Consider the following 14,281-nt stretch of genomic DNA (forward strand, 5'->3'; position numbering starts at 1 on the left):
GTGGAGCGTGCTGACCGGGCACTTCCCGTGACGCGGGGCCAGCTGGACATCTGGCTGGCGCAACAAACTGGCTACTTCGATGTGGCCTGGCAGCTGGGCGTACTCGTGCACATCGAGGGCGCGATCGACACCGGGTTGCTGCATCAGGCTATGCGACACGTGGTGAACGAGGCTGAGAGCCTGAGGGCTTCGTTCTTCGAGGTCGACGGCCAGGTCTTCCAGAAGGCCGTCGAGTACGACGACGTCGATCTGGTCTTCTATGACCTGACCGAGTCGCGCGATCCCGAGCGGGAAGTCCGCGCGACGGCTTCATCGATTCAGAACACGCCGATGCCGCTCACCGGCCCGATGATCAAGTTCGCGTTGTTCCGGACGGCCCCCGACGAGTACTACTGGTTCACCACCTGCCATCACATCGCCATCGACGGGATGGGCATCGCGCTGATCGGTCGCCGCATCGCGGCCGTCTATTCCGCGCTGGCCTCCGGGAAACCGATTCCGCCGGCCTTCTTCGGCTCGCTGCACGACCTGGTCAGCGGCGAGTTGGAATACGAGGCGTCGCCCAAATTCGTTGAAGACCAAGAGTATTGGGCCGCCCACCGTCCCGAGGGTGACGGTGCGGATTACCCGGCGACCGCGGCCGACGACGGGCGGGATCCGTATTCACCTTCTCCGCCAGTGCAACTGGATCAATCGGTGGTCGGCAAGGTCAAGGAGCTGTCCAAGACGCTGGGCATCCGCCGGTCGTCGGTCCTGACGGCGGCGTGCGCGCTTCTGGTGCGCGGCTGGTCCGCCGACGGGTCGGACGAAGTCGTGCTCGACTTCCCGGTCAGCCGGCGCCCCGACCCGAAATCCAAGACGCATCCCGGCATGCTCGCCGGGGTGGTGCCGCTGGTGCTCAAGGCCGCGCCGGACACGACGTTCGCCGACTTCTGCCGGCACGTCGACACGCGATCACGGGAAGCGCTGCGGCATCAGCAATTCCCGACCCGCACGCTGGACGGCGAAGGTGACTTCAGCGGTCCGCGGCAGGCGCCGAACCGGGTGGTGGTCAACTTCGTCCCGGCGCGCCTCACGCTCAGCCTCGGCGACGTGCCGGCGACCGCGAAATACACCAGCTTCGGCCCGGTGGGCCACTTCGGGCTGTTCTTTCTGGGATTCGGCGATCAGCAGTTCCTGAGCACCGTCGGCACCGGGCAACCCTTCTCGAACTTCGATGTCTCGGATCTGGGGGAGCGGCTGCAGCGGATCCTGGCGGCCATGGCGGCCGATCCGGGCCTGCAATTGTCGTCGCTGGATGTGCTGCACCCCGATGAGCGCGCCCGCCTGGAAGAGGTTGGTAATCGGGCGGTTTGGAGCCGCCCGGCGAGCGCGCCGCTGTCGGTGGCTGCGCTGTTCGGCACGCACGTGGACCGCTCACCCGAGTCGGTGGCACTGGTCTGCGCTGATCGCTCGATGACGTATCGCGAGCTCGACGAGGCGGCTAATCGATTGGCGCACTTGCTGATCGGTCAGGGCGCCGGCCCGGGTGAGTACGTGGCGCTGTTGTTGCCGCGGTCGGCCGAGGCGATCGTGTCCATCATGGCGGTGCTCAAGACCGGTGCCGCGTACCTGCCCATCGAACCGGCGTCACCGGACGCGCGCATCGGCTTCATGCTCGCCGACGCCAACCCGGTGGCCGCGATCACCACGGCCGATCTGGCCGACCGGCTCGACGGCCACGACATGACGGTCATCGATGTCGCCGACCCGCGTATCGAGGCGCAACCCGGCACGCCGCTGCCCGCGCCGGATCCGGCCGACCTCGCGTACCTGATCTACACCTCGGGCACCACCGGTACGCCCAAGGGCGTGGCGATCACCAACCACAACGTCACCCAGCTGCTGGAGTCGCTGGATGCCGGCCTGCCGTCGCCGGGCGTGTGGTCGCAGAGCCACTCGTATGCGTTCGACTTCTCGGTATGGGAGATCTTCGGCGCGCTGCTGCGTGGCGGGCGGCTGGTCGTCGTCCCCGACGACGTCGCGCGCTCGCCGGAGGACTTGCACGACTTGCTCGTCGAGCAAGGGGTCACCGTCTACAGCGAAACCCCGTCCGCCGTGCAGATGGTGTCGCCGGAGGGTCTCGATTCCACCGCGCTGGTGATCGGCGCCGAGGCCTGCCCCGCCGAGGTCGTGGACCGCTGGGCGCCCGGGCGCGTCATGGTCAACGCGTACGGGCCGAGCGAGACGACGATGTGCGTGGCGATCAGCGCGCCGCTGCGGGCCGAGTCCGGGGCGGTGCCGATCGGCTCGCCGGTGCCGGGGGCGGCGTTGTTCGTCCTGGACGGGTGGTTGCGCCCGGTGCCCGCCGGCGTGGTCGGTGAGCTGTACGTCGCGGGTCGCGGGGTGGCCGCCGGCTACGTGGGCCGGACCGGACTGACCGCGTCACGGTTCGTGGCCTGCCCGTTCGGCGAGCCCGGCGAGCGGATGTATCGCACCGGCGACCTGGTGTGCTGGGGCGACGACGGTCAGCTGCGCTACCTGGGGCGTGCGGACGAGCAGGTCAAGATCCGCGGCTACCGCATCGAGCTCGGCGAGATCCAGGCGGCGCTGGCCGCGCTCGACGGGGTCGAGGCCGCGGTGGTGATCGCCCGCGAGGACCGTCCCGGCGACAAGCGGCTGGTCGGGTACGTCACCGGCGCCGCCGACCCGGTCGAGGCGCGCGCCGCGCTGGCCGACCGGCTGCCGGCCTACATGGTGCCGAGCGCGGTGGTGGTGCTCGAGGCGCTGCCCCTGACGGTCAACGGCAAGCTCGACACCCGCGCCCTGCCTGCGCCCGAATACAGCACGGGCGAATACCGCGCCCCGGGCAACGCCTTCGAGGAGATCCTGGCCGGCATCTACGCCGAGGTGCTCGGCGTGGAGCGGGTCAGCGTTGACGAGTCGTTCTTCGAGCTCGGCGGCGACAGCATCCTGTCGCTGCAGGTGGTGGCGCGGGCGCGCGCCGCCGGCCTGACCTGCCGGCCGCGCGACGTCTTCGTCGAACAGACCGTGGCGCGCCTGGCCCGGGTGGCCGGCGTGAGCGACGGGGCCTCCGACGTGGTGGACGAGGGCGTCGGCCCGGTGCTGGCCACCCCGATCATGCAGTGGCTGCACGGAATCGAGAGTGCCGGCGGCCCGATCGAACAGTTCAACCAGACCGTGATGGTCCAGGCCCCCGCCGGGGTGACCGAAGCCGACGTCGCAATCGTGTTGCAGGCCTTGGTGGATCGGCATGGCATGCTGCGGCTGCGCGTCGACGACGACGCGGCCGGCGGTTGGTCACTGCAGGTGCCCGAACGCGGCTCGGTGCGGGCCGAGGATTGCCTGCGGTCGGTGGACGCGCTGTCCGACGAGGCGCTGCTGGACGCGCGCTCGCGGTTGAACCCTGCCACGGGGGCGATGCTGAGCGCGCTGTGGGTCGAGTCCACCGGCCAGCTGACGGTGATCATTCACCACCTCGCCGTCGACGCGGTGTCGTGGTGGATCCTGTTGGAAGACCTCAACATTGCCTGGGCCCTGCACAGCGCGGGGCAGCCGGTGGAGTTGCCGCCGGCGGGCACCTCGTTCGCGCGCTGGTCGACGGTGCTGGCCGAGCACGCCCAGCGTCCCGACGTCGTGAGCCAGCTGGGCGCGTGGAAGAAGGTGGCGGCGACGCCCGCCGCGCTGCCCGCGGCCAACCCCGAAACGGATACGTATGCCTCCGCCGGCCGTCTGTCGGTGGAGCTGGACGCCGAGACGACCGGGGCGCTCATCGGTGACGTGCCAACGGCGTTCCACGCGGGAATCCAGGACATCCTGTTGATCGCGTTCGGCCTCGCCTGGTCCGAATTCCTGGGCGAGGGCGCCGATGCGATCGGCATCGACGTCGAGGGCCACGGCCGCCATGAGGAGCTCGGTGCCGACATCGACCTGTCCCGCACCGTCGGATGGTTCACCACCAAGTACCCGGTGTCGCTGGGAGTGGCCGGGCTGCGCTGGGCGCAGGTGGCGGGCGGCGACGCGGCGCTGGGCGCGGTGATCAAGCGCGCCAAGGAACAGCTGCGGGCCCTGCCCGACCCGCTCACCTACGGGCTGCTGCGGTACCTCAACGCCGACGCCGACCTGACCGGCCCCGACCCGTCGATCGCCTTCAACTACCTGGGACGCCAAGGCGCGGCGTCCGATTCGGCGGGCGAGGGCTGGCGGATCAGCCAGGACGGCCTGTCGTTGATCGGTGCGGCCGCGGCGGTGCCCATGCCGCTGATGCACACCGTCGAGCTCAATGCCGGCACCATCGACACCGGTACCGGACCGCACCTGCACGCCGAATGGACTTGGGCGCCATCGGTTCTCGATGCGAGCCAGATCACCCGGCTGAGCCAGCTGTGGTTCGAGGCCCTGGCCGGTGTTTGCGCGCACGTGCGCTCCGGTGGGGGCGGCCTGACCCCGTCGGACATCGCGCCGGCGCGCCTGAGCCAGCAGCAGATCGACGAGCTGGCGCGCCAACACCACATCGCCGACATCCTGCCGCTGACCCCCCTGCAACAGGGCCTGCTCTTCCACTCCAGCACCGCGCAGGGCAGCGACGACATGTACGCGGTGCAACTGGACTTCACCCTCACCGGGCCGCTGGATCCGGACCGCCTGCGCGACGCGGTGCACACCGTCGTCAACCGGCATCCGCACCTGGCGGCGCTGTTCTGCGAGCAGTACGACGAGCCGGTGCAGATCATCCCCGCCGACCCCGTCGTCGAGTGGCGCTACCTCGAACTCGGCGGAATCGGCGACGCCGAGGCCGGCGAGCTGATCGAGCGGCTGTGCGTTTCCGAACGCGCCGCGGTCGGCGACCTCGCCGCCCAGGCGGCCTTCCGCGCCGCGCTGGTCCGCACCGCCGACGGCCGGCACCGCTTCGTGCTGACCAATCACCACATCCTGCTCGACGGCTGGTCGCTGCCGATCCTGCTGCGCGAGATCTTCACCAGCTACTACGGCCAGCGGCTGCCCGCCGCCGGCTCCTACCGAGCCTTCCTCACCTGGCTGGCCGCCCGAGACCTCGACGCCGCCCGCGAGGCCTGGGGTGAGGTGTTGCACGGCTTCGACACCCCCACCCTGGTCGCGCCGGAAGGACACCTGGGACAGGGCGCCCGGGGCTTCGAAAAGTCTTGCGTGCCTGAGCAAACCACCGCCGCCCTCACCGAGCTGGCGCGCTCCTGCCACACCACCTTGAGCACCGTGCTGCAGGCCGCCTGGGCGCTGGTGCTGACCTCGCTGACCGGTCAACACGACGTCGTCTTCGGCACCCCGCGGTCCCGGGTCGGCCAGCTGGAGGTCGACGACGCCGAACAGATGGTCGGGCTGCTGATCAACACCGTGCCGGTGCGCGCCGACATCACCGCGACCACGACCACCGCGGACCTGTTGGCGCAGTTGCAGAACAGCCACAACGACGCCCTCGAGCACCAGCACCTGGCGCTCAGCGAGATTCACCGCGTCACCGGTCACGACCAACTGTTCGACACGCTGTTCGTCTACGAGAACTACCCGATCGACAGCGGCATGACGCTGGGCGAAGACGGGTTGGCCATCGCCGAATTCAGCAACCGCGAATACAACCACTACCCGCTGACGGTGGAGGCCCTGCCGGGCCGCGAACTCGGGCTGCACATCGAATTCGACACCGACGTGTTCGACGCCGGCGCCATCCGGGCGCTGGTCGAGCGGCTGCAGCGGGTGCTGGTGGCGATGACGGCCGACCCCGGCCGGCGGCTGTCGTCGATCGACCTGCTGGGTCGCGACGACCGCGAGCTGGTGCTGGAGCGGCTGTCGGGCGCCGGCGTGAGCGCGCCGGTGGGGGTGGCGCCGCAGCTGCTGGCCGCGGCGGTGGCCGCCGACGCGGACGCGCCGGCCGTGGTCGACGGTGCCCGGGAACTGTCGTATCGCGAACTCGACGAGTGGTCAACGCGGTTGGCGCGCAAGCTGATCGATGCGGGTGTCGGTCCCGAGCGCGCCGTCGGCGTGGCGGTTGACCGGTGCGCCGAGTTGGTGGTCGCCTGGTGGGCGGTGGTCAAGGCCGGCGGCATCTACGCGCCGGTCGATCTGGACCACCCGGTGGAGCGCATCGCCTCGGTGCTGGACGCCGTCGACGCGGTGTGCGTATTGACCTGCGGCACCGACGAAGTCGCCGGCGCCGGCGCGCGACCGATCGTGCGCATCGACGGCCTCGACTTGTCCGGGTACTCCGCGCGGGAGATCACCGACGCCGATCGGCTGTCGCCGCTGCGCGCGGACGACACCTCGTACCTCATCTTCACCTCGGGGTCCACCGGTGTCCCCAAGGGTGTGGCGGTGAGCCACACCGGCCTGCTGGGCTGGGCCGCGGCCCAGCGCGAGCTGTTCGGCCTGGGCTCCGACGCGCGCGTGCTGATGGTCGCCTCGCCCACCTTCGACGCATCGGTGGGAGAGCTGTTGCTGGCCGCGGGATCCGGTGCCGCGCTGGTGGTGGCGCCGCCGCAGGTGTACGCCGGTGACGCGCTGACCGCGTTGCTGCAGAACCAGCGGGTGACTGCCGCCATCTTGACCCCCACCGTGGTGTCGACGCTGGATCGCGCACGCCTGGATGCGCTGCAGACGCTGGTCGCCGTCGGGGAGGCCTGCCTGCCGGAGCTGGTGGACGCCTGGGCGCCGGATCGCCAGATGTTCAACGGCTACGGCCCCAGTGAGACCACCATCTGGGTCACCTGCGCACGGTTGCACGCCGGGCAACCGGTCCGCATCGGCGCCCCCATCGCCGGCGTGTGCGCCCGGGTGCTCGACGGATGGCTGAACCCGGTTCCGGTCGGCGTGGTGGGCGAGCTGTACCTGAGCGGACCGGCGCTGGGCCATGGCTACGTGGGCCGGGTCGACCTGACCGCGGAACGCTTCGTGGCCAACCCATTTGGGGAGCCCGGAACGCGTATGTATCGCACCGGCGACCTGGTCCGCTGGATGCCCGACGGCACGCTGGACTACCTGGGGCGCGCCGACAGCCAGATCAAACTGCGCGGCCAGCGCATCGAACTGGGCGAGATCGAAAACACCCTGCTGGCCTGCCCGCAGGTCACCCAGGCCGCCGTCACCGTGCAGGACGGCGCCACCGGCTCGCACCTGGTCGCCTACGTGACGCTGGATCACGCCACCACCACCGACAACGACGCCGAAGACGTCGAGGAGTGGCAACACCTCTACGACGACCTGTACGGCGCCGACCTGGCGGCCGGCTTCGGCGACGACTTCCGCGGCTGGAACAGTAGCTACACCGGCGAGGCCATCCCGCTCGAGGAGATGGTCGAATGGCGTGCCGCCACCGTCGACCGGATCATGTCGCTGCGCCCGCGGCGCGTGCTGGAGATCGGCGCGGGCTCGGGGTTGCTGCTGTCCCAGATCGCGCCGCAGTGCGATCAGTATGTCGCCACCGACTTTTCGCCCGTCGCGATCGACAGCCTGGCGCGCTCCATGGAGCGGCTGCAACTGCCGTGGCGTGACCGGGTCGAGCTGCTGACCCAGCCCGCCCACGTCACCGACGGGCTGCCGCGCGGCCACTTCGACACGATCATCCTCAACTCGGTCGTGCAGTACTTCCCCAACGCGGGATACCTGGCCGAGGTCATCGACAAGTCGATGGAGCTGCTGGCCCCCGGCGGCTCGGTGTTCATCGGTGACATCCGCAACCACACTCTGCAGGGCGCGTTCCAGACCGCGATCGCGCTGGCCCGCGGCGGCGCCGCGAACGCGACCGAAATCCGCCGGCGGGTGCGCCACGCGATGCTCGGCGAAACCGAATTGCTGTTGGCCCCAGAGTTTTTCACCACCTGGGCCGACTCGCGCGACTCCGCGGTGGGTGTCGACATCCGCATCAAACGCGGAATGGCCGACAACGAGCTGAACCAGCACCGCTACGACGTCGTGCTGCACAAGGCTCCCGCACCCGTGCGCTCGGTGGCCGCCGAACCCACCTGGGCGTGGGAGCGGTGCGCAAGCCTGGACGGGCTGCGCGACGCGCTGACCACCGAACGCCCCGCGGCCGTCCGCGTCACCGACATCCCGCGCACCGGGCTGATCACCGACGTCGCCGTCGAAAACGCGCTCGCCGCAGGGCTTCCCCTGGCCGACGCGCTGGCCGAGGCCGACGCCGAAAGCCGCGCCGACGCCGTCGTCGGCGAGGAACTGCACCGTCTCGGCGAGACCGCCGGATACCGCGTCGCGGTGACCTGGGGTGCCCAGCGGGGCACGCTCAGCGCGGTCTTCCTCGCGGCCGACGACAACGCCTCCGCCCTGACCGACGTCTACCTGCCGCCCGCCGGCGCCCACAAACGCAGCAGCCACGCCAACGACCCCCGCACCAACACCAAGATCGGTGAGGTGCGCGAGCGGCTCAGCGCATGGCTGCCCGAGTACATGGTGCCGACTCACATTGTGGCGCTTGAAGAATTCCCGATGACCAGCTCGGGCAAGCTGGACCGCAAGGCCCTGCCGGCGCCCGAATACCAGGACGCCGATCGGTACCGCGCCCCGTCCACCGCCGTCGAGGAGATCCTGGTCGGCATCTACGCGCAGGTGCTCGGGCTCGAGCGGGTTGGCGTCGACGACTCGTTCTTCGACCTCGGTGGGGACTCGCTGTCGGCGATGCGCCTGATCGCCGCCGTCAACACAAGTTTGAACGCCGACCTCGGCGTGCGGGCCGTCTTCGAGGCGCCCACCGTCGCCGAGCTGGCGCTGCTCACCGGCAGCGGCGGCGATCGGCCCGAGCCGCTGGTGGCGGGGGAGCGGCCCGCGGTCATCCCGCTGTCGTTCGCCCAGACCCGGCTGTGGTTCATCGACCAGTTCCAGGGCCCCTCACCGATGTACAACATCACGGTCGCGCTGCGGCTGCGCGGACGCCTGGACGCCGACGCGCTGGCCGCCGCCCTGGCCGACGTGGTGGGCCGCCACGAAAGCCTGCGCACGGTGTTCGCGTCGGCCGACGGCGTCCCGCAACAGGTGGTGGTTCCCGCCGAGCGGATCGGCTTCGCCTGCGACGTCATCGACGCGCGCGGGTGGCCTGAGGACCGGCTGCGTGAAGGCATGGCGGCCGCCGCCCGCTACACCTTCGACCTGGCCAACGAAAGCCCGCTGCACACAGAGCTTTTCAGCGTCAGCGAAGGCGAACACATGCTGGTGGTCGCGGTGCACCATATTGCCGCGGACGGGATGTCGATCGCGCCGTTCGCGCGCGACCTCGGGATCGCCTATGCCAGCCGGTGCGCCGGCGAGGCCCCTGAATGGGCGCCGCTGGCGGTGCAGTACGTCGACTACACGCTATGGCAGCGTGCGCATCTCGGCGACGTGGACGACAGCGACAGCCGCATCCATGCGCAGCTGGACTTCTGGGCCGACACGCTGGCCGGGCTGCCCGAACGCCTCCAGCTGCCCACCGACCGGCCCTACCCGCAGGTCGCCGACCACCGCGGCGCCCGGCTGGCCGTCGACTGGCCGGCGGAGCTGCAGCAACAGCTGCGCCGGGTGGCGCGCGAGCACAACGCGACGAGCTTCATGGTGATCCAGGCCGCGTTCGCCGCACTGCTGGCCAAGATGAGCGCGAGTGACGATGTGGCCGTGGGCTTCCCGATCGCCGGGCGCCCCGAACCCGCGCTCGACGAGCTGATCGGGTTCTTCGTCAACACCCTGGTGCTGCGCGTCGACCTGAAAGAGCTGGGCGGGGACCCGACCTTCGCCGAGCTGCTGGCCCAGGTGCGCCGGCGCAGCCTGGCCGCCTTCGAGCACCAGGACGTGCCCTTCGAGCTGCTGGTGGAGCGGCTCAACCCCACCCGAAGCCTGACGCATCACCCTCTGATCCAGGTGTTGCTGGGCTGGGAGAACTTCCCCGGCGAGGTCAGCACCCCCGCGGCCGGGCTGACCCTGGGCGACCTGCAGGTCACCCCGATGCCGGTGCACACCAACACCGCTCGCATGGACCTCACGTTCTCGCTGGCCGAGCGGTTCACCGAATCCGGTCAGCGGGCCGGCATCGCCGTCACGGCCGAGTACCGCACCGACGTGTTCAACGCGGACACCGTCGAGTCGATGATCGAACGCCTGCAACGACTCTTGACGGCGGTCACCGCCGAGCCCGGGCGGCGGCTGTCCTCGGTGGATCTGCTGGATTCCGCCGAGCACGCCCGCCTGGCGGAGTGGGGCAACCAGGCCGTCCTTACCGAGGCGATGGAGCCCGTGACGGTCGCCGGGCTGTTCGCCGCGCAGGCCGCGCGCACCCCGGACGCGGTGGCGCTGACCTTTGAGGGCCGGTCGATGACCTACCGCGACCTCGACGAGGCGGCCAACCGCTTGGCGCACCACCTGGTCGACCGCGGTGCCGGCCCGGGAGAGTCTGTCGCGCTGCTGTTTTCGCGTTCGGCCGACGCGATCGTGGCGATTCTGGCGGTGCTCAAGTCCGGGGCGGCGTACCTGCCGATCGACCCCGCGCTGCCGGCCACCCGCGTGGAGTTCATGCTGACCGACGCCGGCCCGACGGCCGCGGTCACCACGGCCGAGCTGGCCGACAGGTTCGACGGCTTCGACCTGACCGTCGTCGACGTGGCCGATCCCGCGGTCGCGACGCGGCCCAGCACCGCGCCGCCCGCGCCGGCTCCCACCGACCTGGCCCACATCATCTACACGTCGGGCACCACCGGTGTGCCCAAAGGCGTTGCGGTGACCCAACACAACGTCGCGCAGCTGTTCGACGACCTGCGCCTCGGTTTCGCGCTGTCGGCCGAGCAGGTGTGGACGCAGTTCCACTCGTATGCGTTCGACTTCTCGGTGTGGGAGATCTGGGGGGCGTTGCTGCACGGCGGGCGACTGGTGATCGTGCCCGAGGCGGTGTCGCGGTCGCCCGAGGAGTTCCACACGTTGCTGGTCCGCGAGGGCGTCACGGTGCTGACCCAAACCCCCTCGGCCGTCGGACTGCTGCCCACCGACGGCCTGGACGCGACGTCGTTGGTGATCGGCGCCGAGCCCTGCCCGCCCGAGCTGGTCGACCGCTGGGCGCCGGGCCGGGTGATGGTCAACGTCTACGGCCCCACCGAGACCACCATGTGGGCGTGCAAGAGCACGCCGCTGCAGGCCGGGTCGGGCTTCCCGCCGATCGGCTCACCGGTGACCCGCGCGGCCTTCTTCGTGCTGGACGAGTGGCTGCGCCCGGTGCCCGCCGGCGTGGTCGGCGAGCTCTACCTGGCCGGCCAAGGCGTGGGCGTCGGGTATTGGCGTCGCCCCGGGCTGACCGCGTCGCGGTTCATGGCCTGCCCGTTCGGCGAACCGGGCACCCGGATGTATCGCACCGGCGACCTGGTCTGCTGGGGTCCCGACGGGCAACTGCGCTACTTCGGCCGCGCCGACGAGCAGGTCAAAGTGCGCGGCTACCGCATCGAACTCGGCGAGATCCAGGCCGCGCTGTCCGCGCTCGACGGCGTCGAGCAGGCCGTCGTGGTCGCCCGCGAGGACCGGCCCGGCGACAAGCGCCTGGTGGGTTACGTCACCGGGTCGGCGGACCCGGGCGCGGCGCGCGCCGCGGTGGCCGAGCGGCTGCCCGCCTACATGGTGCCGGCCGCGGTGGTGGTGCTCGACGCGCTGCCGGTCACGGTCAACGGCAAGCTCGACGCCCGCGCCCTGCCGGCGCCCGACTACCGGGCCGTCGACAACTACCGCGCCCCCAGCACCGCGGTCGAGGAGATCCTGGCCGGCATCTACGCCCAGGTCCTGGGCGTCGAACGCGTCGGCGTCGACGACTCGTTCTTCGACCTCGGTGGCGACTCGCTGTCCACCATGCGCCTGGTCACCGCGATCAACGCCGCGCTGCACAGCGACCTTCCGGTGCGCGTGGTGTTCGAGGCGCCCACCGTCGCGCAGCTGGCACCGCGCGCCGCGGAGAGCGCGGGCGGCCTGGAGCCGCTGGTCGCCGGTGAGCGGCCGCCGGTGGTTCCATTGTCGTTCGCGCAGAACCGGTTGTGGTTCATCGACCAATTCCAGGGCCCCTCACCGCTGTACAACATGGCGGCCGCGTTGCGGCTGCGCGGGCGGCTCGACGCCGAGGCCCTAGGCGCGGCGCTGGCCGACGTGGTGGGCCGCCACGAAAGCCTGCGCACCCTGTTCCCGGCGCACGAGGGGACCCCGCAGCAGGTGGTGGTGCCCGCCGAGCGCGCCGAATTCGGCTGGGACGTCGTCGACGCCACCGCATGGCCGGCCGGCCGGCTGGACGACGCCATCAAGGCGGCAACCCGCTACACGTTCGACCTGGCCGCCGAAATCCCCATGCGGGCACAGCTTTTCGCGGTTGCCGAGGACGAGCATGTGCTGGTGATCGTGGTGCACCACATCGCCGCGGACGGCTTGTCGCTGACGCCGCTGGGCGCCGACCTGAGCGTGGCCTACACCGGCCGGTGCGCCGGACACGCCCCCGAATGGGCCGAATTGCCGGTGCAGTACATCGATTACACGCTGTGGCAGCGGGCCCAATTCGGTGACCTCGACGACAGCGCCAGCCGCATCGGCAGCCAGCTGGCCTACTGGGAGCAGGTGCTGGCCGGCATGCCCGAACGGCTGCAGCTGCCTACCGATCGGCCCTACCCGCCGGTGGCCGATCAGCGCGGCGACAGCGTGGTGGTGGACTGGCCGGCGGAGCTGCAGGAACAGGTGCGTCGTCTGGCCCGCGAGCACAACGCCACCAGCTTCATGGTCGTACAGGCCGCCCTGGCGGTGCTGCTGTCCAAGATCGGCGCGAGTTCCGATGTGGCGGTGGGCTTCCCGATCGCCGGCCGGCGCGACCCCGCCCTCGACCGGCTGGTCGGCTTCTTCGTCAACACCCTGGTGCTGCGGATCGACCTGGCCGGCGACCCCAGCTTCGCCGAGCTGCTGGAGCGCGTACAGGGGCGCAGCCTGGAGGCCTTCGAGCACCAGGACGTGCCGTTCGAGGTGCTGGTGGAGCGGGTCAACCCGACCCGGAGCCTGACGCATCACCCGTTGGTGCAGGTGATGCTGGCCTGGCAGAACTTCGCCGGGCACGACGACCCGGCCGCCGGCCTGGCCCTGGGCGATCTCGAGGTCGCGTCCGTGCCGGTGGAGGACCAGTCGGCCCGCATGGACCTGGTGTTCTCACTCGCCGAGCGCTGGAACGCCGCCGGCGAGGCCGCCGGCATCGGCGGGCGGGTCGAGTTCCGCACCGACGTGTTCGACGCGGCCACCATCGAGACGCTGATCGCGCGGTTGCGGCGGGTGTTGACGGCGATGACCGCCGATCCCACCCACCTGCTGTCGTCCGTGGACCTGCTCGACGAGGCCGAGCACGCCCGCCTGAAAGAGCTTGGCAACAACGGCGTTCTGACCCGTCCCGCGGGCGCACCCACGTCGGTGCCCGAACTGTTCGCCACCCACGTCGCCGGCACACCGGACGCCGTCGCGCTGGTGTGCGAGGGCCTGTCGGTGACCTACCGCCAGCTGGACGAGGCGTCGAACCGGCTGGCGCACTACCTGGTGGACCACGGCGCCGGCCCCGGACAGACTGTGGCGCTGCTGTTTTCGCGGTCGGCCGAGGCGATCGCGTCGATCCTGGCGGTGCTCAAGACCGGGGCGGCCTACCTGCCGATCGATCCGTCCTCGCCGGACACCCGGATCGAGTTCATGCTCGGCGACGCCAAGCCGGTCGTCGCGGTCACCACCGCCGACCTGGCCGGGCGGTTCGACGGGTACGGCGTGGCCGTCATCGACGTCGACGATCGGCGCATCGACACCCAGCCCGAAACGGGACTGCCGCTGCCGACACCGGACGGTGTCGCCTACCTGATCTACACCTCGGGCACCACCGGTGTGCCCAAAGGCGTTGCCATCACCCACCGCAACGTGACGCAGCTGCTGGGATCGCTGGATGCCGGCCTGCCGGCCGCGGGGGTGTGGTCGCACAGCCACTCGCTGGCGTTCGACGTCTCGGTGTGGGAGATCTTCGGCGCGCTGCTGCGCGGCGGCCGGCTGGTCGTGGTGCCCGAATCCGTCGCCCGCTCGCCGCAAGACCTGCACGACGCTCTGGTCGCCCAACAGGTCAGCGTGTTGACCCAGACGCCGTCGGCGGTGGCGATGCTCTCGCCCGAGGGGCTGGAGTCGGTGTCGCTGGTGATGGCCGGCGAGGCCTGCCCGGCCGAGGTGGTGGACCAGTGGGCGCCCGGACGGGTCATGGTCAACGCCTACGGCCCGACCGAGACCACGATGTGCGTGACCATCA

The 14,281-nt window shown here is 70.8% G+C and carries 1 pseudogene (cut by a window edge); it reads left to right on the forward strand.

Features of this window, described 5'->3' with window-relative positions:
- Positions 1 to 14,281: pseudogene (locus B9D87_RS27915) on the forward strand (non-ribosomal peptide synthase/polyketide synthase) (it continues 17,025 nt past the right edge of the window).

Source organism: Mycobacterium colombiense CECT 3035, from assembly GCF_002105755.1.
Classification (GTDB): domain Bacteria; phylum Actinomycetota; class Actinomycetes; order Mycobacteriales; family Mycobacteriaceae; genus Mycobacterium; species Mycobacterium colombiense.